At 47.9% G+C, this 23375-nt stretch carries 20 protein-coding genes; 6 read left to right on the forward strand and 14 right to left on the reverse strand.

The window, feature by feature from the left end:
* The first annotated feature begins 18 nt into the window (after positions 1-18).
* The gene (locus ACUZ8J_RS13110; RefSeq protein WP_446694043.1) at positions 19-720 is read left to right on the forward strand and encodes a hypothetical protein; all 702 of its coding nucleotides are present in this window, start codon (positions 19-21) and stop codon (positions 718-720) included.
* A gap of 47 nt (positions 721-767) precedes the next feature.
* Here the strand turns inward: ACUZ8J_RS13110 and ACUZ8J_RS13115 are convergent, their stop codons facing one another.
* The 3 genes from ACUZ8J_RS13115 to ACUZ8J_RS13125 form a co-directional block, all read right to left on the reverse strand.
* Entirely contained in the window at positions 768-1787 is a 1020-nt protein-coding gene (locus tag ACUZ8J_RS13115; protein ID WP_446694044.1) for a helix-turn-helix domain-containing protein, read from the reverse strand.
* Between the two features lie 193 nt (positions 1788-1980).
* A complete protein-coding gene (gene sohB / locus ACUZ8J_RS13120) occupies positions 1981-2997 on the reverse strand; it encodes a protease SohB (protein ID WP_109287437.1) in 1017 nt (338 codons plus the stop codon).
* A 112-nt stretch (positions 2998-3109) separates the two neighbouring features.
* Positions 3110-5593, reverse strand: coding sequence for a VolA/Pla-1 family phospholipase (locus ACUZ8J_RS13125; protein WP_446694045.1), 2484 nt, complete (start codon positions 5591-5593; stop codon positions 3110-3112).
* A 261-nt stretch (positions 5594-5854) separates the two neighbouring features.
* On the opposite strand from ACUZ8J_RS13125, the gene ACUZ8J_RS13130 reads away from it, so the two are divergent.
* Positions 5855-6592: a YciK family oxidoreductase gene (locus ACUZ8J_RS13130; protein ID WP_011625827.1), complete on the forward strand. Its 738-nt coding sequence runs from the start codon at positions 5855-5857 to the stop codon at positions 6590-6592.
* 133 nt (positions 6593-6725) lie between these two features.
* On the opposite strand, the gene rluB is transcribed toward ACUZ8J_RS13130, so the two are convergent.
* A complete protein-coding gene (gene rluB / locus ACUZ8J_RS13135; protein ID WP_011716577.1) occupies positions 6726-7601 on the reverse strand; it encodes a 23S rRNA pseudouridine(2605) synthase RluB in 876 nt (291 codons plus the stop codon).
* A 671-nt stretch (positions 7602-8272) separates the two neighbouring features.
* On the opposite strand from rluB, the gene ACUZ8J_RS13140 reads away from it, so the two are divergent.
* The gene (locus tag ACUZ8J_RS13140) at positions 8273-8488 is read left to right on the forward strand and encodes a hypothetical protein (RefSeq protein WP_446694046.1); all 216 of its coding nucleotides are present in this window, start codon (positions 8273-8275) and stop codon (positions 8486-8488) included.
* Between the two features lie 49 nt (positions 8489-8537).
* Here ACUZ8J_RS13140 and ACUZ8J_RS13145 read toward each other — a convergent pair whose 3' ends face one another.
* Genes ACUZ8J_RS13145 through ACUZ8J_RS13160 form a run of 4 tightly spaced genes read right to left on the reverse strand, consistent with a single transcriptional unit; the run spans position 8538 to position 10189 of the window.
* The gene (locus ACUZ8J_RS13145) at positions 8538-8966 is read right to left on the reverse strand and encodes a hypothetical protein (protein ID WP_446694047.1); all 429 of its coding nucleotides are present in this window, start codon (positions 8964-8966) and stop codon (positions 8538-8540) included.
* 8 nt (positions 8967-8974) lie between these two features.
* Entirely contained in the window at positions 8975-9784 is an 810-nt protein-coding gene (locus tag ACUZ8J_RS13150) for a phage antirepressor KilAC domain-containing protein (RefSeq protein ID WP_446694048.1), read from the reverse strand.
* Entirely contained in the window at positions 9765-10022 is a 258-nt protein-coding gene (locus tag ACUZ8J_RS13155; RefSeq protein ID WP_446694049.1) for a hypothetical protein, read from the reverse strand. Before ACUZ8J_RS13155 ends, ACUZ8J_RS13150 begins: the two co-directional genes overlap by 20 nt.
* Positions 10019-10189 (reverse strand): Arc family DNA-binding protein, encoded by a 171-nt coding sequence (locus ACUZ8J_RS13160; RefSeq protein ID WP_446694050.1) that lies wholly within the window; start codon positions 10187-10189, stop codon positions 10019-10021. Before ACUZ8J_RS13160 ends, ACUZ8J_RS13155 begins: the two co-directional genes overlap by 4 nt.
* Before the next feature lie 98 nt (positions 10190-10287).
* Here ACUZ8J_RS13160 and ACUZ8J_RS13165 point away from each other — a divergent pair, with 98 nt between their 5' ends.
* From ACUZ8J_RS13165 to ACUZ8J_RS13175, 3 genes are all read left to right on the forward strand, one after another.
* Positions 10288-10734 carry an Arc family DNA-binding protein gene (locus tag ACUZ8J_RS13165; RefSeq protein WP_446694051.1) on the forward strand — a complete coding sequence of 149 codons (447 nt, stop codon included), beginning with the start codon at positions 10288-10290 and terminating at the stop codon, positions 10732-10734.
* A gap of 206 nt (positions 10735-10940) precedes the next feature.
* A complete protein-coding gene (locus ACUZ8J_RS13170) occupies positions 10941-11411 on the forward strand; it encodes an Sbal_3080 family lipoprotein (protein ID WP_446694052.1) in 471 nt (156 codons plus the stop codon).
* A gap of 11 nt (positions 11412-11422) precedes the next feature.
* Entirely contained in the window at positions 11423-12301 is an 879-nt protein-coding gene (locus ACUZ8J_RS13175; RefSeq protein WP_446694053.1) for a hypothetical protein, read from the forward strand.
* Here ACUZ8J_RS13175 and ACUZ8J_RS13180 read toward each other — a convergent pair whose 3' ends face one another.
* The 6 genes from ACUZ8J_RS13180 to ACUZ8J_RS13205 form a co-directional block, all read right to left on the reverse strand.
* Positions 12302-18709 carry an LPD38 domain-containing protein gene (locus ACUZ8J_RS13180; protein ID WP_446694054.1) on the reverse strand — a complete coding sequence of 2136 codons (6408 nt, stop codon included), beginning with the start codon at positions 18707-18709 and terminating at the stop codon, positions 12302-12304.
* Between the two features lie 65 nt (positions 18710-18774).
* Positions 18775-19623 (reverse strand): hypothetical protein, encoded by an 849-nt coding sequence (locus tag ACUZ8J_RS13185; RefSeq protein WP_446694055.1) that lies wholly within the window; start codon positions 19621-19623, stop codon positions 18775-18777.
* Positions 19623-20156, reverse strand: coding sequence for a hypothetical protein (locus ACUZ8J_RS13190; protein ID WP_446694056.1), 534 nt, complete (start codon positions 20154-20156; stop codon positions 19623-19625). Before ACUZ8J_RS13190 ends, ACUZ8J_RS13185 begins: the two co-directional genes overlap by 1 nt.
* Positions 20157-20159: 3 nt before the next feature.
* Complete coding sequence (locus ACUZ8J_RS13195) at positions 20160-21164, reverse strand: hypothetical protein (protein WP_446694057.1); 1005 nt, start codon at positions 21162-21164, stop codon at positions 20160-20162.
* Between the two features lie 44 nt (positions 21165-21208).
* Positions 21209-21655, reverse strand: coding sequence for an N-acetyltransferase family protein (locus ACUZ8J_RS13200; protein WP_446694058.1), 447 nt, complete (start codon positions 21653-21655; stop codon positions 21209-21211).
* 8 nt (positions 21656-21663) lie between these two features.
* Positions 21664-23316, reverse strand: a complete 1653-nt coding sequence (locus tag ACUZ8J_RS13205; RefSeq protein WP_446694059.1) for a hypothetical protein — start codon at positions 23314-23316, stop codon at positions 21664-21666.
* Positions 23317-23375: the final 59 nt, after the last annotated feature.

Genomic DNA, 23375 nt, shown 5'->3' on the forward strand with positions numbered 1-23375 from the left:
ATGCCAAATGGAGGCGGCATGCGTAAGACTATATTTTTCACCTTGTTTTTTGTCGCGTTTTCTAATGCCAGTGCAGAAGAACAAACCCAAGTTAACTTAAAAGATAATACGGTTTTCTACGAGGGAGCACTCTCTAAGGAAGCCAATCAAAAACTTATCTCATTGATTGATAACAATCCTCACCAAATCGAGTGGGTATCAATTAAAAGCAAGGGAGGTGAAGTCAATCGAGGAATGGATTTAGGCGAGATTATTTTTAACAATAATCTTGGCGTCGAGGTTACCGAATACTGTCTATCTTCTTGTGCTAATTATGTATTCTCTTCAGCTCATAAGCGCCGTATATCCAATCATGCTGTTATTGGTTTTCATGGCGGTGTCACTGGGATGGAGGAAGCAACGGAAGAATACCTAAAAACTTTACCCGAGAGCCAACAAAAAGCAGCCAGAGATAGCTTCACCGCGTATATGAAGACAACAACGTCCAGAGAAGCTGAGTTTTTCACTAAGGTTGGTGTCAGTCAAAAAATAACCTATTTAGGTCAAAGTTCCTTGTATCAAAAGCAAAATAATTCTGAAGAGTACATTGGCTGGTACTATTCATTAGATGACTTAACAAAGCTCGGTATAAAAAACATCACGGTAATTAACCCGCCTTGGAAATTCAAACAACTATCCGAAAAAACGAAGTTCTTTAAAGTGAGTGTGAGTGATATTTGACGACAGACCAAAGCGTTAATTGTTAATTAGCGCTTTCACTCTTCCCTTTACCCACCATTTAGCCGGCTAAAATACCCAGGTGGATGGCCAATCCAATGCTTAAAGGATTGACGGAAATGGCTAACATCGCTGTAACCTAAGGTCTCGGCAATCGCCTCAATACCCAGCTCGTTAGCTAAAATCAACTCGACCGCTCTTTGGCAACGCACCTGATCGACTAAACGTTGGTAACTCGAGCCAAGCTGTGCCAGCTTACGCCGAAAGCTGCGATCGCTCATATGCAGTTGCGTCGCCATGTCATCTAAATGGAGCACTTGGGGAAAATGTTCATTGATTGCCGCCAGTACGGTTTCGATAAAGGATGTGCTTGATACCGACGCGGTCTTTTCGGCGTAGGCAGGGAAAGGATACTGGATGGCAAGCGCGAGATGGGTGAGGGAAATACTCCATTCGTAATATTCACAATTAAACTGCACTTGAGCACCGGTGGCTTCGCTTAAAAAACAGCTGTCACGGACAGGTTCAGCCAAATGGATTTGCCTAAGCGTTATCGACTCCCCCGTGAGCTCTCTGGCAAGCCCTAACAGCGAACCTATGCTGTGCAGAAATTGAAATCCATATTGTGCTTTGTCGATACGGCCAGTGTTGAGCCAACGAATGCAGACACAGTCTTCTTCGAGGCGCACTAAGGTATCGGTAAAACTGCCAACCAGTTGGGGATGATTGACCACAAACTGCAGGCAGGCCTGTAGAGAAGTCAACTGCGCGAGATGGGGCAAGAGCTCATCTAAACTACTCACCCGATAGCTTAGGCCTAATTTAGTGCCGATATCGGGGTCGCCGCCCTGCAAACGTAAAAACTCCATCGCATACTCTACCTGCCACACAAACACAAACTGGCAATGATTGAGCTCTGCTTGGCCAACGCCGATATGCTCACAGACTTGCTGTAAGGCGTTTTCGCCTAACTGCGAGGCAATAAAATCGAGAATATTACGTAGCTCAAATGCGGGATAGATTTGATCACCCACCATCAGGTTCGTCTTATAGTCGACGCGCTGTAACATGGAAAATCCTTAATATGATTTGTTCAGCTTTTAATTCCCTAGGTGATTAGTTGTATAAGATCTCGCTTATTTTGAATAGTCTTAAACCAAACTTAATGTTAAAAAAATGTATTATTTTATTTCGCGCTCGGACAAAACAAAAACGCCTGCATATTCGCAGGCGTTTTCATCAGGATTGAGTTAACTCGTCGGCTTACATGGGACGATTTTTCTCAACTAATCGATTAAAAATCGCATTTACCGATAAAGACGCACCATGGGCGATTTTATCTGCCAGTTTCTTACGGACTTGGTAGCGCAACTTGTACACGGTACGTTCGCCAGCTAACTGCATTAACACATCATCACTGGTTGAAATCGCATCGATAAGACCTAATTCAATCGCCTGTTGACCGTACCAATGTTCGCCTGTGGCCACCTTAGCCAAATCGAGCTGAGGACGATACTTGCTCACGAAAGCTTTAAACAACACATGGGTTTCTTCCAGCTCCTGTTGGAACTTCTGTCTGCCTTCGTCAGTATTTTCGCCAAACACGGTTAAGGTGCGCTTAAAATCACCGGCCGTGTGTTGCTCGTAGTCGATTTCATGTTTCTTCAATAAACGGTTGAAGTTAGGCAACTGGGCAACGACACCGATTGAACCTACGATAGCGAATGGTGCGGCATACACTTTGTTTGCCACACAGGCCATCATATAACCACCGCTGGCAGCGACCTTATCCACGCAAATCGTTAATGGGATTTCGGCCTGACGCAGACGGTCAAGCTGGCTAGAGGCCAGACCGTAGCCATGCACCATGCCACCGCCACTTTCGACATTCACCACCACTTCGTCGCCCTTTTCGGCAATGGTTAAAATCGCGCTGATTTCTTCCCGCAAAGAAGCTACTTCGGCGGCATCAATACTGCCTTTAAAATCAATAACAAAAACTTTGCCTTTGCTGTCTTCTTCGGCCGCTTTTTCCTTCGCCTTTTCGTCCGCTTTCAGCTGTTTTTCGTAGGCTTTAAACTGCTTCTTCGACAGCAGTTCTTCCTTCAAGCTGTGTTTAAGCTCTTCCAGTTCTTCTGAAAGATTGGTGATCCTCAGTTCACCTTTATCCGATTTGTGCTTCACCGTGGACGCGAGCACCACAATAATCACAGCAACAAGCGCAACCACAATCGTCACGGCTTTCGCTAAAAACATGCCATATTCGTATAGAAATTCCAAAGTACTCTCCGTTGGGGCCTAAGGTGATCCGGTTTAGTGCGCGCTATTCTAACAGCCTAAAGCGCCATAAAAAAACCCAGCAAAGGCTGGGTTTTTAGGATTTTACACGCGACTAGTTAGAACAGGTCGCAATCACGCTTGGATCGGTAACAAAAATCGTCGCTTCACCTTTACCTGCAGTAGATGCATAGGTCGCCACTTGCGTCTGCATCTCAACGGTTGCCGCAGCGGCCATACCATCCGTTGAACTCTTCTCACTTGGGTCAACAATTGAGCTATGGTGACCCTTAGCAAAACGCACCGCACCAGAACCTTTGGTGGTTGCATCCACACAAGGCAGACCGATTGCCGAGATCAACGGCTCAGTGCCTGAGAGCGGGAAGTTATCGACGCGATTAGGTAACACTTGGTCAGCTAAGTTACCGTTACCATCACCCGCGATTTCGATTAAGTGCACGGGTAATCCCGTTGCTTTCAACATACCTGCATGGTTAACCGGATCCGCCGAATCCACCGCCGTTTGCACCGCAAAGGCAAAGGTTGGAATAAACTGCGCATAAACCCCTTGTACTAAGGCCGCATATTCTGGGCTGCCTGGCTCGTATCCCGCAGTATTGGCTTTATCCACTAATGCTTGGAACGTCGATGAGGCAGTCACATTGCTAAATAGCACTGGGCCAAAGGTCGCAGAACCGGCAAACGCGCCTGCTAAACCACCCGCTGGTGCCGCCAGAGAGACCGCATTGATGGCATAAGGGTTAGGTAGCGCTTCACCCGTGCTTGGATTTTTCATGCCCGTGCTGGCATAAGTCGCAAAGTCGGTACCGACAATCGCACCTAAACTTAAGCCCTGCGCACTAATCTTGGAAATATCGAATACTTGTGGTTGACCCGCCTGTGCAAGCCCCTGTGCTAAACCAGTTAAGGCTAAACGCACGCCAAGGTGATCCATGGTGGCCTGACGGAAGTTATCCCGCACCGACAGCGTGCTTGAGATATTCACGAAGACGAGTGGATTACCATTTTTAAAGGCATCGGGTGTACCAATCACGTTACCGAAGGAAGGATCGGTTGCCGATACTTCGTAAATCCCATCGCCATTGGCGTCAAACGAGCGAGCACCATGTAAAGGCATATCAATGGCCACCGTTGCCACGCCCATCGCGGCATAACTGCCCGCATAGGCTAATGACATTTCCTTACCGCCGCCTAAACCATGCAGCGCAATCGTCGTTGGCCAGCCAGAAGTCGGTGGGGTAAAGGTTAACCCTTGTTGCTGATAGAAGGCCGCGAGTTTAGTTGCATTTGGCATAGAAATCAGTACAGGTACCGTTTCATAACCTTTAATCGCAGGGATGGGGTTAAATTTGGTTAAATGCTTGGTTTTATCCGCTGCGGTTCCATCATCTAACAACCAGGTTTTACCCGCCATCAAAGAAGGATTCGCTAGGGCATCGGCAGGATTTGCAATTCCATTTGCTACTGCCTGCATACCAAAGTTGGTTTGACTTAAGGTACCCGCTTGCAGCGCTAATAATACCGAAACAGGACTATCACCTTGGGCTTTCCAGCGGCCATTGATTAGCGGCTGACCTGCGGATGACAAGCAGCTGACCGAAGAGCAGTCGCCGTAAATCGGCAATTTAATCTTAGCGGTATAAACATCGGCTAGATTCGACACTATATACGCAGTTCCATCTGCTGGAGTTAAACCTGCAGCCTGCGCCACAGTGTAACCCGCAGGGGTGGGCATTTGCCCAAAACTTGGGGCATAAGGCGCGCCCTGCGCCATCAAGAGTTTTGTGGTTTCATAGACGTTTGCTACCGATTGAGTGGTAAACAAGCCTGAATAGGTAATGGTTGAGGTATCGACATTATGTGCCGCAGCCATGCCCTTTTCATAACTGTTGATCAAGGTTTGCAGCATCAATTGATCAGGCGTTTCTAGGGGTAAGGTGTTGATATCCATCTTCAACGTACCATAGGTCGTTGAAGGGGCAATGCCTCGTCCCTCTGAATCTTGGATTAACTTGGTTGTCGCATAAATATAAGACTGGCCGGCTTTAAGCGGCTTGAGTGGCACGATAACAACTTTGTTACCCGATGCCATCGACACAAAATCCACACCAAATTGTAATTCGTCGCCAACTTTACAGGCAGATACTGACGGTTTAGTGGTACATTCAGGATCAGATGACAATGGACCACCCACTGTGGCCTCAAACATTCTCACTGCGCCCGGTTGGGCTACCGATGCGGCCATCAGGGTCAGTTGTGTGCCATCGTGATCTTTAGCGAGTTCGAGATCGATTGAAATGGGAGATGTAGTTGACCATCCATCTAAGGCACCAAGAGCAATTTGCGGATCGACATAGTTCCCCGAACTTTCCCCCGGGATTGATAAGGTGCCGTCTGTAGTGCCGCTAAACAACAAATCATTAGGCAAAGGCACTTTAGCATTCGCGGGGTCAAACACCATATGGGATTCAGGGATGAGCGGGTCTGTCTTATCCTTGAGTTCGTTATAACTGTCCTCGCCACATCCTGTGAGGCCCAGTGCTGATGCAATCGCAACACACAAAATGAGTCTTTTCATTTTTTTTCCCCAAATCTTGTTGTAATAGTTTTGTTTTCCCCAAGAAATTAGTCACAATAGCGCAAAAGCTATGACTAATAGGGCTTATGTTAGCCCCTAACTCATTTCAAGTTAACGTAAAAATATTGAGTTAGCCACAAGTTTGTCACAAACATTTTAGCTATTTATAACAAAGTTTCATTCATTTGTTTGAAACATGCGTTTAGCAATTCGGCGACTCTAGAAGTGGCGGGCATTTTCGCCAAGAGGAATAAAAGGCTCATGTTGGAATATCAAGCAGCAAAAGATTTACTCAAAGGTAAAACCATACTGGTGACAGGCGCTGGCGCAGGTATCGGTCGCGCGGCGGCCATTGAATTTGCCAAACACGGTGCCACCGTGATTTTACTCGGTAAAACCGTTAAAAAACTCGAAGCCGTATACGATGTTATCGAACAGGCGGGTTACCCAACTCCTGCGATCGTGCCGTTGGATTTAAAAGGTGCGACCGAGCAAAACTACCGCGATATGGCCGAAACTATTGGCGAGCAGTTTGGTCACTTAGATGGTTTGCTGCACAACGCCAGTTTACTCGGCGCTTTAGGCCCGTTTGAACACATCGATATTCCATCACTCGAAGATGTACTTAAAGTCAACGTTACCTCACAGGTCATGCTGACCAAGGCTCTGTTGCCTATTATGCGCCAAGCACCCAGTGCCTCGATTATCTTTACCTCAAGCAGTGTTGGCCGTCAGGGCCGCGCCTACTGGGGTCCCTATGCCTTCTCTAAATTTGCCACCGAAGGCATGATGCAAGTACTCGCCCACGAATGTGATGGCACGTCTGTACGCGTTAACAGCATTAACCCAGGCGCGACTCGCACCGAAATGCGTGCTAAAGCATACCCTGCCGAAAATCCATTAGATTTAAAAACAGCCGAAGAAATCATGCCAACTTACCTCTATTTAATGGGGCAAGATTCTAGCGAAATTAACGGTCAGCAATTTAACGCTCAATAAGCAACACAGATCTAATGCACTAATAGATAAAATAAAGGGAGCCCTACGCTCCCTTTATTTTTATCAGTCGCAGAAAGCAAAAAAGGCCGCAAGCGGCCTTTTTACTGAGAGACATAACATCACTCGAATAACATTAACTACGCTGACGTGTTGGCTTAGCCTTAGGCGTCGCTGTCACTTTATGCTTGCGTACGGCGCGGCGAATTTTAGCACTCTTCACCTGAGCACGGGCCACACTGTGTTTATCGGCGGCCAGCATAGTACGAGTTTCAGGTTCAAGACCCGCTAATTGGCGCAGATAGTTAACTTGCTCAATCGGCAATTCAACCCAGCCACCACGTGGCAGAGATTTAGGCAATTCCACCATACCGTAACGGACACGGATAAGACGGCTGACTTGCACCTCTTGGGATTCCCATAAACGACGTACTTCGCGGTTACGGCCTTCACGTAAACATACGTGCCACCATTGGTTCATGCCCTCGCCGCCTGCAGCTTTAATGGCATCGAACTGCGCCATACCGTCTTCTAACATTACGCCGGTACGCAGACGTTGTACCGCAGCCTCAGGTACTTCACCAAAGGTACGTACCGCGTATTCACGTTCAACTTCGTTAGACGGGTGCATCAAGCGGTTAGCGAGTTCACCATCTGAGGTAAACAGCAATAAGCCTGAAGTGTTGATATCCAGACGGCCTACCGCAACCCAACGGGAATCACGCACTTTCGGCAAACGGTCAAACACGGTTGGACGACCTTCAGGGTCTTTACGGCTACAAATCTCACCTTCGGGTTTGTGATAGGCGAGTACGCGGCAAATCACATCGTCGGCGGACTTAAGCGATACGGCTCTACCATCGATGCGAACCTTCGCATCGGCTTCGATACGGTCGCCAAGATTGGCAATCACGCCATCAATACTAACTCGGCCTGCAGCAATCCATGCCTCCATCTCACGACGGGAGCCATGGCCTGCACGGGCCAAGACTTTCTGCAATTTTTCACTCATTAGTTATATCTTCGATAAAATTCTTTTTGAAAACAAGGAGTTTATCACCTCGCATTCTGCATATTTTGTTTGCATGTACACTGCTATGTACACAGTTCCAAAAGTGGGCTAATTATACGTGGTTAGTTGCCTACACGCAAAGAGACTGAAAAACCGCTTGCAATAGATTTTCATAGGGGCAAACTTTAATAGCGCAACAAGGGTGTTTCCTTGTGGTGTTTTAAAAATCTTGACTAGCAAAGCGCTCGAGCCCACTGCGTTAGTGTGGGGCATATTGGCAAGGTGACTATGGCATACACTTTAACGCAAAAGACGGCAACAGATATGCGTAAGCCGGAACGTGACGATTAGTTACCTTGACCAATGTGTTGCACAGAAATGTGATTATCCCGGTGACAGGGATTTGCCGATTTATAAAGGTAGGCCAACACATTACCGGGTGACGCGGTTTCGGTCTGACGTTCACGGAATACAGAGGCGGCTCCGTGAATATCGATACCGCCTAGGGCTCAAACCGCGAGAGCGGGTTAAAGCTCCATGCAGGCTGGGAGGTCTGCGACGATAAACGGAATTAGTGATGAATGCGTTGAAGCTTGATATCAGGTGGAGCTAGTAATCACGCAACCAATCCCCGCCTATACTCTAGGCGGGTTTTATTTTTAAGGGGCCGTATGCACCTAATCGCCATGCTGGTTTTAGTCATCTTAGGTTATGCCGCTGGCGAGAATATTAGCTGGCTGCTCGGTCTGCCGATCATGGCGCTGGGATTATTCATGCTTGAGGTCGGCGGGAAGAAAGCGCGCAGTTGGAGACAAGATCAAGAGGCTTTATTTTTTTTGCTTGGCTTAATTGGCATGGTGCTTATGATCCTTGAGGATCTATTTTAGAAAAAAGCCGGAATAATCCGGCTTCTTATTCATACTAATTCAGTACGTTTTAGGCAGACTCTTGCATCAATATTCCCTCGTTCGCCATCGTTAACAACTCGTTATTATCCAAGTTATTAATCTCGTCCTTTAACAATACTGCTGATGGTACTAACCAGTTTTCTATCTCCTCAAAAAATCCGACCACCTGCCCTCTAAAGGCTGCTTGATCTACATTTTCATTCAATGGATTGTTACCAAACATATCCAGAGCGATTGTCTGTAACGTGCCGAACTGTCTTGACGCAGCATGTTCTGACAAGTACTTAATGTAAATCTTCGCTAACGCCTTGCCCGTTAATAACCCGCCGCAATAACCGCCCGTTGTGGGCACTTTCCAAAACGATAACAATCCGTTAGGTTTTTTGTTCGATTTACCAATAAATGGCAATGCGTGCAGTGGTAACGCTGGGTTACGCTTAAATTTAAGTGTATTCATTGCGTCACCTATTGCGCTGGTTGAGATAAGGTTGCAGACAAGTGGGTTAAACCTTTAGGGGTTACCCTGACTTGTGAGGTGATCTTGGTGCTGCCATCACCGCGATCTACCTCAGTGATTTTATGCTCCAGAAAACCTTGCTGTAACTTGTCTTGATACCCAAGCCAGCTGGAGCCCGGTCTGCGGTAAATCCACTTTTTGCGCTGTAACAGATCGAATAAGTCTTTAGGCCGTTGCTGCAACTGCTTAGCGGCATCGGTAATGCACAAACTACCGTCGGCGGTGGCAAGGCGATCATACGCAACCGCTTTTGGCTGAGTTACCTTAATTTGTTCTTCAAGCTCGATAACCTTTTCAACGTAGGTTAATAGGTATTGGCGCATGCTGGCAGGATCACTCAACTGGTCATAAATATTTGACTGAGTGCCCTTGGCTTTATTTGCTAATTCATAAAACGCTTTTACCAGTCGCTTTTTAAACTCGCGCACTACATCATTGTTGCGCATGTAGGTCATTAGCAATGTCGATTGTTGTTCGTTGAGGATGGCGTATTCTGTGTCACTACCACCTCGGACACCAGTTTGTTTTGGCTGGATTTCAAATCCAACCATTCCAAACTCCTCTAAATCACTCGCATACTGACGAATTAACTTGATCACAGTTGAGTGCGGGTTACCCACACCTTCGGCTATCGCTAAGGATGTGGTAACGGCTTGACCTTGGCTGTCGAGCGATACAATTGCAGCATTCTCGGCCATAGCGGCAAGTTGATTATTTCGACGTTGTATAAAGCTGCTGTTATTTGCTATAGTTTCCATTGCAATCACCTTTACTTTGCGTGTTAAGTGTTGATTCATGAGCCTCGACTGCTCCAACAGTTGAGGCTTTTTCATTTAATGCGACTTCATGTGGGCTTTTTAGTCCATACGCCTTTTCTAGCTGGTGACACACTTCGCTATTGAGCGTTCTGTTACCTAATACCGCCCCATTCGCTATCATTTGTTTCAGTTCAGGGCTAATCCTGACTTTAATCTGTGGGTATTCGCGCACTTTCATACTGACTCCTGCTTTTTTGGCTTTAAGGCGTAAGCCTGTCTTAAGCAGTAAACGATTTCAGCATTAAGCGAGCGATGTTGATCTTCGGCTGCTTCTTTCGCCATTTGATGTACTTCGTGTGGTAACCGCAACATAAGCTTTCGTTTAGTCTCTATACGTTTTGTCATTTCTCATATCCTTTTTAAAAATAGTAGCATGTGGCTACCATTGAAATGTAGTAGCATGTGGCTATAGTGTCAATTATTATTTTCCACAAAAATGAAAAATGACCACAAGAAACCCACAGATAAATATCCGTGTACCTGAGCACGTAAAGGCTGGGCTTCACCATGCAGCCGAGTTAAGCGGTCGATCTGTCAATTCTGAAATTGTCTTTAGACTTGAGCAGTCATTTGGAAAAATGCCTATAGATAAGCTGGTTCCTGCATCTGAGGCAAAATCTCGCGCAAAATCTCTTGTTATAAACAGCATAGAGGAACGCTTAGTAAGCGAAATAATTAGCAAGGTAAATAAAGCTATAATTAATGGTGAGAGTGAAACATCCATTTCACCAGATGATCACCAACCAGAGAGCCAACGTAGCGATGTACAAGATGCTTACGTTGAAACAATAAATAGAGTTTGCAGCACACTGGAAAAACTTGGGTATAAACTTGAGCTTAAGGAAGCAGAGCGTGACTTTCAAAAAACACTAATAATTATACGTTTCTAAGCTGGAATTCCTGCTTAGCTCTTCTGTCAGTTCTTGAGCCTGATTAATAAAGTGTTTGGGGAAGCTGGTTATATCGTTGAAATAGATGGTGACAAAGTGACTATTTTATTTTAGGTTAACAATTTGTTACCGTATACTATGCACACATTGATAGGCGTAGTGACTACGGCAATGTAGTAACTAACAAAGCATTTCAAGGAAAGAATATGTTTAAATATATAATGTTAGCTATCACCGTATTATTTTTAGCCGGTTGTGCAGCACCACTCCAGCAAGTTACTCAATTAAGCGAAAAACCTACCAGTATTTGCGTAGTTCGTCACGATGCTGTTAAAGAAGGCGTCGTTACAGCGATCACTTCTGAATTACAATTCAAGGGTTATAAAACCACCGTAATACAAGGGCGCTATACGATGCAGCATAATGCGTGGCAGCCACAATGGTACATTGCCGAGGCTGATGCTGCACATTGTGATGCTCTGCTATTTTATGTTGCTAACTGGAGATGGGACCTAGCCACTTATATGGTTTATGCGAATATTTGGATGACCGATATTAGTGGACAAAAGCGTATAGGTCAGGTTACTTACGATGCAAGTCGCTCTGCGTTTACAACAAACAAATTCATAAACTCAGACAGCAAAATTAGAGAGCTAACCAATCAGTTAACGATGTAATAGGATGCTGCATGAAAAGGAATATTTCGCTTAGTTTATTGGTGGCTTTGCTGACGGGGTGCGCCGCCTATACCCCAGAAGTTAACTATGTAACATCACCTATTGGTGCTGAAATTTATGAGGTAGAGACGGGTAAATTTTTAGGTATATCACCGCTAGTTGTTACTTATGCACCAACAGGCCAACATTATAAAAATGGCTGTTATGGCATTAAAGGCGTGTCTGCAAAGTGGCAAAGCGGCGCAACTAACATGCCAACATCAACAAATTATCTTTGTGATTTTAAAAAGGTTTACACTATAGAAATTCCCTATGTTGGAGATGAAAATCAATTCGCTAGCGATTTAAAGCATGAGCCAGCTGTCGTCGCATATTTACAAGAAAGAGATAATGCTGTTGTAAAACAGCGACAACAGCAACAAGGTATGAGTGATGGCGAAGCCATTATATGGTCGTCGGTGATCAGTAGTGTTGGCATGCTCACTGGTATACTAACGGCCCCCATCATCATACCACCAACACCTCAAGCGCCTAATGCAACTGAATATTACCAGCAAAATTATCAGCAACCCGCCTACCAGCAGCAAGTGCAAGCCACCAAAGTAGCACCTATTCCAGTACCACAAACTATCCCACCGACACCATTAACTGCATCGAGCGGCTGCACCTCAGATTATGAATGCGGCCTAGGTTTATCGTGCATTAAGGGGCCACTTCAAAGCACTGGTCAGTGCATGCAAAAGGCCAATGAGTACGGCACTCCATTGCCGACGATCAGTAACCCCAGCAGCACATTGCCTAACACTAATATCAATGGGCAATGCACGCTTAATAGTGAGTGCCCTATTGGTTTTCGCTGCGATATGACGTTAAAAACCTGCGTAAAGTGATCACCACTCACGCAGATTAAAGCCGACATAAGCGCTTTGATAAATCGCGTTCTTCTGGCGAGTAATGGCATCCAGTTTTTCGCGTTTTTCGCTTGGGTTCATACTCGAGTTATTAACTATTTCCGCTTGCTTACTCAATGCCGATACTTGGCGCTGCACACGGTTAAGCGCAATGCGCACGCCTAACTTATCGCGATTATCCTCAAGCACAGCCATCATACGGCTTGAATCTTGTTCCTCGGCGGCACGCTTATAGCTGCCATAGGCTTGATTAGCGGCATCAAGCGCCTTGTAAAACTCGTTCTGATAATAGGTGTTACCCTTTGGCGCATCGCCGCCGTAAAACGCTTTGATCACCGGGTAACGGCTGATGGGGGTTTCGGCGCTCTCGCGTCCAAGCATCTGGCGCGCCATAATGTCAGATATCGCCAATACATAAGCGCCGAGTGTGCCAGCATAGCCATTGACTAGGTGCTCAATCTTTTTAGGGCTAACGTTAAAGAACTTACCGATTTCGCGCGCGGTATCGCTGGTGTAAGCGTTATAGCGATCACCTGGCATACGGTTCTCATCGCCCATGCCCTCGATATCAGTCCACTTGAAGAATGACTTATTCACTATCACTTCAATGGCAGGCAGTGCAAACTGTGGCAACGGGTTAAGTGCCATGGTATTGAATAAGGCGCTGGCGGTGGCACGGCCTAAGTCGCTGCCCGTTTGCGAGCCAGTACCAAAGTTAAATAAGCGCTCAGGTAAGGTGCCAAACATAATACCGAGTTCAAATGGTTTTGGGATGCGGATTTCATGATCACCTAGCCAGAAATGCCAGTTGGCATCTTTATCCCAGTCCGGCAACTTTTTATAGCGCTCGTCATCTTCATTCCATGCGGCAAGTGCCAGCGAGAATGCGGCCACTTTTAACCCCTTCATCGCCAAGTTTGCTGACAGTACCTTAAGCACTTTGTCATTTTCACCCGCGGCTGATGCCCGGGCTAATTTATACATACCCTGCAAGCGCGCGTTGAAGAACGGTAAAAAGTCGATCATGGTGCTGATTAGCGCAAAGTTGCCTTTGAGACTGTAATCCATCAGGTCTTTGGCCTCGAACGCGGCTTGGCGGCGAGATTTACCCGAGCGTAAAGCCGCCTCATAGGTTGATAGCCGGTTAGCGTTTTCGAACTTATCGCTGAAATTACGGTACACCTCGAACAATTTCTTGCTATTAGTGACTAAGCTGCCCATATAGCTATCAATCTGTTTAGCTGTGAGTCCCTTCTTAGATAACGCGCGGCGAATTTGCTGCGCGGCTGCTTCTGGATCTGCTCCGTGTACATACCCACCCTGAAACGCTGCGCCGCTGAATATCAAATCGCGGTAGGCTTCATCTTCCTTAAATGCCTTTTTCAATCCGTTAACCGAATCAATGCCTAGCTTAAAATCATCCTTGTTGATCATCCACGCATGCGCCGCGTCGCGGATAAAGTTTTTCAAGATAAAGTCAGGTGATAAGGTGATACCTGCGGTTAAAAAGCGTTTAGCGCTGCGGCCCATGCGATTAAATAACGAACGGCTGCTGACGTCATTAATCGCCATTAATGCCCTTAATAGCGCGGGATCAGACACCACCACCCGTTGCTGCTTGCCGTTAACCATCATTCTTACCGTGCGCTTTTGCTCGTCTTCGGATAACAGCGAATACTCGTTGGCCGTGATTTTATCCATAAACCCTGTACCGTCTAGATTCTCTACCACCTCGAGCATGGCTTTGTTTTTAAGCGCTGCATCAATCATGGTTGATTGGCGCAAGATAATGTTTTCGAGCAGGTCTTTGGTCGATTGCTTGCCGCCCTTTAGCTCTTGGATTTTCGGCTTCTGGCCAGCAATACCTTTTTTGCTGTTGGGTGCATATACGGCTGCGAACTCCTCAAAGCCAGCGTCTGCCTCAATATCACGGAAGAACGGCACATAATACTGCTCATCAAATCCGGCGCGCTGGGCTTCACTAATCAGGCCTGCGCCTTGAGCCATATCGAGCACGGCAGAGTTAATCTTGTTGTACTCTGCGCGCACATCTTCAAATAGCTTTTCTTTGCCGTCGGCAAGGGCTAGCAGTTCGTCAATATCGGCTTGTGATAGGTTGTTCTCGCGGCCCTGCGCTTTTAGCTGCTTGGCGCGATTAGCGCCCATCCACGCAAGCCAGTTGTTAAGCTCGCCGTCTGGCAACATGCCGAACACTTCAAGCAATCCTTTTGTGTCGGCCTTGCGCTGAATAATGCCATCCTTCCACATGGGCGCACCGTAATGGAAAACGCCGTGCAATACGTCCGATAAACCCGACGCCAGACGCGCAGACACATAACCCATCTTATTAGGATCGGTAATGCCTGCGGCTTCTTCGGCTTTTTTGATACCGTGCAAACCGTCGAAGATGCCCTCATTCAGGCGGCTCCAAAAGCTTGATTGCTTAAGCGTGTCGGCGGTATTGCGGTAATTCTCGGTGATCTTCTCTTTTAGCGTTTGCTCGGCTTCTTCCTCAAGGCCTAGCTTCTGTTTGGCGGTGCGCTCATCTGGCGCAGTAGCTGCTTTGCTAAAGAGAATGTCAGAGGGCGATTCATCACGCGCATCAAGCACTTTATTCGCCCTATCCATGCGCTGCTTGCGCTTATCAAAGCCGCGCACAATGGCCTGCATCATATCTTCCATTTCATTGCGGGTAATGTTGGACTTGATGATCCCCAATCCCTCAAGCTGGCGGCGAAGCCATTTAGTCAACTCAAACCACCACGCCTTAGCCGTTCCTCGCTCAGGTTGGTTTTGCACAAAGTTGGCAAAGACTTCCTCGGCTTTCACAGCATCGGATGCGCCAGCGTAATCCTTATCAATCTTGGCCCAAAGCTCCTTAAACTCTTTACGGCTACGGCTAGAGTTAAGCTTGGCAATAAACTGCTGGTACTTTTGCGCGCCGATCACGGTATGCAAGCCGCCGTGAGCTAAAACCTCATGCACCAGCGTTGAGCGCAAATCATCAATAGAACTGAAATTATCCAAAATTAAATAGGCTGAGTGGCGCTTATCATCGTAAGCCCCGTAGATGGTTTGCCCTTCCATCTCCATTGATGACAGATTAAAGCGCTTTAAAAATTCATCTTGGCTAGTAAATAGGTTAACGCGCACACCTGCGCCGCCGCTAAGTTTAGCGATCACATCGTTTACCGCTCGCTGCGCCTCACCTTGGGTGAATAGCCGTGCGCCTTTGTTTTTGCCGCGCTTGGGTTTATCGAAGAAAGATAGCTGATCACTATCATCTACTGCTTTGGGTTCTTCTTTGGCTTTTGGTTTTTTAGTTGCCGCTGTAGCCTTAGGTTTTTTAGTTACTGTTTTTTCTGTGTTGGCTTCCTGCGCATCCAAACCAAACTCTTTGCGCAGTTCGGCATAAGCCATGCGGTTGATGCTTTCAGGCGTATCACTGTTAAATTGCTGGTAAGTCTCAAAGGATGACTCGGCCAAGGCCTTATCAATTTCGGTTTCGTATGAGTCGTTGAGCTTGCTTACTGCATCGTCATAACCTGGGGAGCCTTTTTTAAAGCCCTGCTTTTTAATCTCAGCTTGTACCCACTTGGTTTTAGAGGTGCGCAGGATAGCAGGTGTTTCATTGCTGTCATTTATAGCGGTTTTAGCCATTTCCGCTTTTTCACCTTTTTTTGAGGCTTTATTATCAACAGCTTGCGTTGCACCTGCTTGCGTTTCAGAGCTTGGGAACTCACGGGCAAGATTGATTAGCTCTTTAATCGGTGCATTCAGGCGGATCACTTTAATCTGCTCGCCCTTCTCGCGCTTCGTCAGCCATTGATGATGGCCGTCAAGCACATGATTATCGCTCGACACCAAAATAGAACGGTCGCCACCTTCAAAACCTAAGGCTTTTTTCACTTTTGCGGGTGAAAACTCGGCCTGTGTTGGTTTAAGCGAGTCGGCTGGTACTTCTTCGGTAGTATGATCAACGCCACGGGCTTTCATAAAGTTAACCATGGCGCCGCGGTGTTCAGCCTTAATCTGTGGCATTTCAGAACGGGGAATATTCAGCGTGCCCGTTTCAGGCGCAAAAGCGGTCCACTCGTTATCTATCTTGTCGCCGGCGAGGTCTTGGGCGGGTTCAGACTTTTTTGGTTTAATATTCTCCATTGGAGAAATAGTTTTAATGGCGTTTTTATCAATAACGACATATTCGGTGCGACCACGCGGATCCTTGCCGACAACCAAGCCATAACCCTGTGCAGTGAGTTCATTGATATAGTTTTCAGATAAGCGAGTAATATCACCCGTTTTATTCAGCACCTTAGTGTTCGGCTTGATGCTGATGTTGTGAATGGTTGGTGAGCCATCGGCCATTGACGCGTACCCCTGAGCCTGCTCAATGTCGGCTTCGCTGGTTGCGTAAAATCCACCGTATGAGCGGCCTTTCTTGCCTTGCTTCTGGCCTGTGCGAACGATCTCAATATCATCAATGTTTAATGCGGGATTCGGGGAGCCATGCAATAACGTCAGTCCACTTTCACCAACGGTATCGGTTGTACCATCTGTTCTTGCGTCAGCTTTAGGCACTACGCGCCAGCCAAAGCCATTATCCAACTTAACCGATTCAACCTCTGCGCCTTCACGCTTAGCGGCGCGAGCGCCTTTGCTGATTAATGCCTCCTTAGCTGAGGCAAATGGCGTGTTGTTCGATTTTACATTGATACCCTGCGATTGAGGCGACTCTTTATTAACGGCGGTGGTATCAGGTGCAAAGATAATCCCCTTGTCGGTTATCTGCTTAGGTTCTGCTGCAGTTTGGCGCGCGGTAGTGTCGGCAAATTGCTGCGCAGCTTGGCGAGCTCGGCCATCATTAGCAAAAATGGTATCCGACTGCCCGATAAGGTTAGTTGGCTGCGCGGCCATAGTGTCGCGGGTATGCTGGCGGCTGAGGTTTTCGCCGTCGATAAATGGCGCAGCTAATAGCCCAGTAACAGGGCTGCTGCCTTGACGCTCTTGTTCCGAGAGTGGCGGCAACCATTCCCCTTCACGGCTCTGATCAGTTAGCCCCTGCACGCTATCCATTGCTTGCGTTAGTGGGCTCTTATTGAACTGTTCTGGCACAGTTGGAAAGCTGCGGCCCTTCATCGCATTGTCGCGCGCGATGGCCTCATCACCAAAGCGTCCAGCCTGCATAGTGTCTCCCATGCCAGCACGACGGGCGGCAGTGGGTTGATCGTAATTAGGTTGTTGTGTCTGCTGCGCTTGGCTGGCTTGCGCCATGCTATCCGCCATGCTGTCAATTTGGGCACGGCGATCAGCGGCTTGCTGTGCGTCGGCATCCATTGCACCGGCTACGGTTGGGTTGCTTTCCCGAATAGGATCGGCGGCAGGATTTTTTGCGGGTTGAGAGTTAACAGGTTCACGGTTAGCAGGATTGCGATTAGCAAGGCCACCGATACTGCCAGCACCAGCACCAAAGCCAGCGCCAATAATCCCCTCATTAAGCGCTGCCAGTTTAACGCCAGCCATCGGATCACGCTGGTCAATTTGCGATAGCACGTTATCCACTGCATATTGACTCACCCCCGCTTGTGTGGCTTCGGTTGCGCCCTCGGTAATACCACCAGCGAGCGCACTACGCAGCGCGCCAGATTTTGCCAAGCGCACGCCGGTTAGCGCTCTACCAATGACAGGATCACCAATGGCAGAGGCGGCAAAGTTAGCCAGTAGCACTTTTGGGTCGCTGCGTACTTCGTTTTTTAATTGTTCGTCTAAACGCTTATCAGCTAATGCCCATTTACTATCAACATCTAAATCAGGCTGTTCGGATTGGATTTGTCGGTAATATTTCTGGAAAAGCGGTGACTGCGCCTTAATGTCATCCGGCATCTTTAAATATTCTTGACTCGCTTGCTCCATGGCCTGACCAGTAGCCGCACTACCGCCAGTGACGCCCATACCCACCGCTTGCGCCACCTTAGCGCCCTTTGAGCCAAGGCTTAGGGCTTTAGTGGCTAAACCTGCTGCGCCTGCACCGGGCACAGCGGTGGATACAAGCTGGCCTGCAATGCCTGCAAAATTGAGCAACCAAGTATCGAGGTCGGTCATCCCCTCGCCTAGTTCGGTTTCGCCTTGGTCATTGGTTTGGAACATCGGCTTAGCAAGCGATTCCTGTCCACTGCTAGACATTTGGCTGTGTTGTTCGTCGGCAATATTTCTAAATGACTTTGCCATGCCATCAGCGCCGACCATATCAAACATGCTGCCAACACTAGAGGCTATGCCTGACTGAAAATTGTCAACCATATCCCCCATGATGCCTTGTTCGTTTTGCTTAGCTTGTGCCGTTGAAATGGTGCTTGGTTTGCCAGGGTCAAAACCGAGTAAGGGCATTGTTAATACTCCAAAAAAAAGAAAACCCAGCGCTATGGCTGGGTTAATTGGTATAAGGGATTAAGTTACCAAATGTTTTTCACGCGATAGAGCAGGCCTTGCTGGCTTTGCGTTTGCAGTTCAGGGTTGGCTTGCCTATATTGATTTAAATCCTGTATCCGCTGTCGCTGCTGCTCAGGGGTCATTGTCGCAATTTCAGATGGTGTCAGTAACGGTTTAAACTGTGCACTATCTGCTAACCCTTGTGCACGCTGATCTGCATCGAACTTATTTTTATCAAATCCAGCAGGAGGCGGCGTGACTATTTCCGTCGTGGTTTTATCTGTACCTGTGTCAGTGCCAGCCGTAGGCTCAGGCAGGTACATACCAAATCCGTACTTATTAATTTGGTCAGCGCTTAAACCACTGCGTTGCACTATGTTGGCTCTTTTTGCCTCCATATTCGCTTTCGCTTCGGCGACTTTCGCCGCGTAAGCCTCTGGATTAATCGGTTGCTTGGTTAAAGGGTCTAAATGGATAGCATCAACATCTGCTAATGACTCTTTATAATCTGCGCTTAAACGGTCTAATGCTTGGCCGATTAATAACGCATTTTGCTTTTCATCGGCGCGATCGTCGCGGCTACTGGCGAGCTCTGCTTGTTTATCACGGAATTTCAGCGAATCCTGATAACGCTCATCAGATTTTGCCTGCTCTGCATCGTAGCGTGCATCACTCTTAGCTTCACGCGCATCCTGACGAGCCTCTTGGCGCTCAATACGCGCATCTTCTTTGGCCCAGCGTTTCTCTAGGCTCGCCTCTCGCATCCGTTCGCGCTCATCGTCACGCATTGCCATCGCATAAGCGTAAAGCCCTTGACCAATCGCTTGGCCAGCTCCCTGCAAACCTTTACCTAACCCCATTAATAGTGACATTACATACCTCCCGCCGCTGCACGCTGCATTAGGCCTTTTGGCGCTGGCTGCTCGCCTTGTTTTGGCACAATACCAAGCTCTTGGCCTTCTTTAGTCGCATCTTCAACCGACTGCCTAAGCTCATTTACATCAAGCTCACCCATAGCCTCTTTGGTTGAGATATAAGCGCTATAGGCTTGGCTGATAGCGGTATCAATAAACTGATCATTGATTTCATCTTCTGCCAATGCCCCAGCATCCACGGCTAAGGATGAAAGCTCCATAAAGATTTCCATGGCAAAAATCAGCTTAATGTCGTCGCTAAATTCCATTTGCTTACTAACGGCAATAATGACCGTTGCCACCGCGTTACCAATGCCCTTTGCAATATCCTCAGAGTCCTTGATCATGGCGGCGATTTGGTCACCCGTTTGCCCTTCACCGTGAATAATCACTTGGGCGACTTTCATCGCCTCGGCTAACTGTTTTTCTTCCTGCGGCGTTAAATCTTCGCCATCGTCAGGTGCATTCATTGGTTGTGGTTGCATAGCCATAAATCAGCCCACCGTATTGGTTAAATCATCTAGGGTTGTTGGTTGCCACGGTTTTACGCCAGCAGGCGCAATATTTGCCATGGGTGAAAGTTGTATCTTGCCGAGCAAGCCGCCAATATTTAAATCGGTTTGCTTACCTTCGCCATCAACGCCCCAGTAAGTCATGCGTTTGCGGGCTTCTTCGGCTTCCTTCTCTGCCGCTCGGCCCTGCATCGCACCGCCTATCAGCTGGGTTCCGGCATTAATACCTGATGACCACAACAAACCTTCGCCAGCGCTCATGCCACCAAGTAACCCGCCTCCGGATGTAACTGTCTGTGTAGCAGCTGGCAACTGTGCAACCGGTGTCAATGTGCTTGCAGCTGTACCCGCCCCTCCGGCAGCCCCTGCTCCACCAGCCACAGCGGTACCTGTTACACCAGCAGACGCAGCTCCACCAGTGGCATTGATTACTGCTGTTGGAACTGTTCCAGCAGCTGCGCCATTTGCTGCTGCGGTCAACTGCCCCATCGTCATGCCAGTTGTAGATGCAGTTGAACCCGCTGGCACCATAGTTGATAACACCGTGTTGCCTGTTGTTGCCGCTGTAGTTCCAGCGGTGGTTGCACCAGTTTGCGCCCCCCAAATCCCTGCACCAACTTGTGATGTTGAAGCCGCCGCAGTTGCACCAGCTGCCCCCGCAGCCCCAGTCCAGCCACCAGCAATTGCAGAACCAGCACCAGCTAAGTTACCTGACATTAGCGCCGTACCAGCACCTTGCACGCCACCCCAAGCGGAAGCGATACCCCCTGCCGCCGTACCACCTGCGCTCATGGCCCCAATAAGGGCCGCACCTCCAAAGTAAATAAGTACGGCTGCGGCCACGACTTTGAAGATTGGGCTTGATTCAATCTTGTTACGAATTTTCTCGGTTTTCTTGTGAACCCATTTAAATACAGGGTCTAGTGTCCCTGTCACTTTATGGGCAAACTTACGCAGTTTTTTAAAGGCTTTGCCGACAGCGCTCATACTGCCTCCTATCAAATAACTTGATTTATAACTGAATGGATTTGTTAGAGAATGCGATTGTAAAAGCCACCGACCAAGTTAAGCCCGTGCTTTTGATATAGCTGACCAATGCGGCCGTCAGTATCGAGGCCAGAGCTTACGCCTAGCAAAATGCTTTTCACCTTAGAGAATGATTTTGCCCAACGGATAAAGCGGCGCAGTAACCAGACGGCTTGATCTGCATGCTCTGGTAGCACGCAAAAGGTTAAATCTGTGGCGTAACAGTCCTTGCTAAACCAATGTTCCTCTTGCATCGCAAGTAAGAAGCCCACCACCTCACCATCGACCACCGCCACAAATGCCTCCATGCTTTTATCGCTAATGCAGCGACGCACCATATAACTGGCCTTAGTGTCGTCCATTTCAACGGGATAGCTCGGCGCTTTGGCAAGGGTTTGTCTGCCGATTTCTAAGATGCGTTTTAGGTCGGCATGGGTAGCGGTTCTTATCATTTCATTACCTAAACAGATTTATGTAATAAACCGCCAACATCACCGCCGATATAACCGGCTCCGGGATATGTGCCCGTTTTCGCTTGAGGGTTGATTGTTCCGCCTGTGCTGCCACCAGCACCTCCAGATCCTCCGGTTGAACCAGTGCTCCCCGTTGCTGGCGGTGGCGTAACTAATGGCGGCGGTGTAGTAGCAGACGCACCATAAATGACTGACAGCATATTAGCTTGGCTTTGCAACGTGCTAACGATATTGGCAACAGCTGCTTTTTGCTGCTCAGCCGTCATATTTGGGTTTGACATAGCCATACCGATGGCCTGCATCGCTGCGTTTACGGCCGTACTTTGGGCATTGCCGTATTCCATCTTGGTTTGCTGGTCAAAGCCGCGCGTTTGGGTTTCAAAATTGGCCTCAATCTGCGCATTAAGCTCTTTCCAGCGCTGATCATTTTGCAATTCGTTAAGCTGTACTTGGTACTGCTGCAAAATCGCATCGCGGTCGGTTTGGATTTGCGCACTGCGCTCCATTTGCGCCAGCTGTAGGGACTGCTGCTTATCCAGCGTGCCGAGTTGCTGGCGATACTTTAAGTCCTCTAGTTGCGTTTGGAACTCGCGGTTAACGTTGTTTTCATTGGTCTGCCAAGACTGCTGCGCATTAAGCTCCTGCAAGCGCTGCTGGCCTTGGGCGTCGAGTGTGCCGAGTGATTGCTTATACTTTAAATCCTCAAGCTCGGCTTGGAATTGGCGATCGGCGTTCTTCTCACTGGTCTGCCAGCCCATTTGGTTATTTTGCAGCTGGTTGTTAATGGCTCCCTGTTTATCAGCCATCGCCGCGTCTTGCTGGTTTTTGATGTTTGTTTGATCAGAGGTAAATTGATTTTGCCATTGCTGGCTTTGGGCTTGATTGAATGTTTGCGCGTCCTGCTGCGCGATAGGTAACGCCTTGTCAATCATCGATGATAACGCCACCTCGTTGCCGATAGAGCTAGATTGCAATCCACGGGCCGCGTTGTAACCTTGTGCCTGCGCAATAGCTTTACGCATCATTGCGCTGCTTGGATCAAGCAAGCCGGTGATTTGGTTTTGTACTAACGAGTCAGCACTAGGATCATACTGATACTGCTTATCGCTAGTGACGCCATTTGTGCCAACGTTTTGATATTCATTAGGCGTAAAGGTGTTGTCCTGCACATTGGCCTTAGGCGCATTCGCTAAGGCATCACCCGTTACAGACTGGTACTGCGCAGGTGTAAAGGTGTTTTGAATTGGCGCAGGCGTAGGTACTTGATATTGGCTGTTATCAACCTGCTGTGTGCCAGTTGGTTTAGCGGGTGTCGTTGCCGAGTTTTCGCGCCCTCCTGTTGGTAGCGTACCCGGCTTTGGTGGCACAGGACTAGGCGCGCTGGCCGTTTGATTGTAAATAGGCTCAGTGCCATATTTGCTATACTGCACCTTGCCAAGAAGTCCCACACCGCTACCATCAAACCCAAAACCTGCTCGGTCAATATTGCCAGTCATCGACGCTTGACCTTCATAGGGTTGAGGCTTATTTACTGGCGGTGTTTCGACCGGATAAATAGCCTTATCTTTAGGTTTTTCAGGCGCAGGCAATTGCCCAATGCCTACAGGCTGAATAGTCTGCACTGGCTTAATTTGTTGCATGGCAAATGAACCTCGAAGAATGAGATTTAAAAAGTTATCAGTTAAGTGAGTAGAGAAGA

The organism is Shewanella sp. Koi 1 (assembly GCF_052907445.1).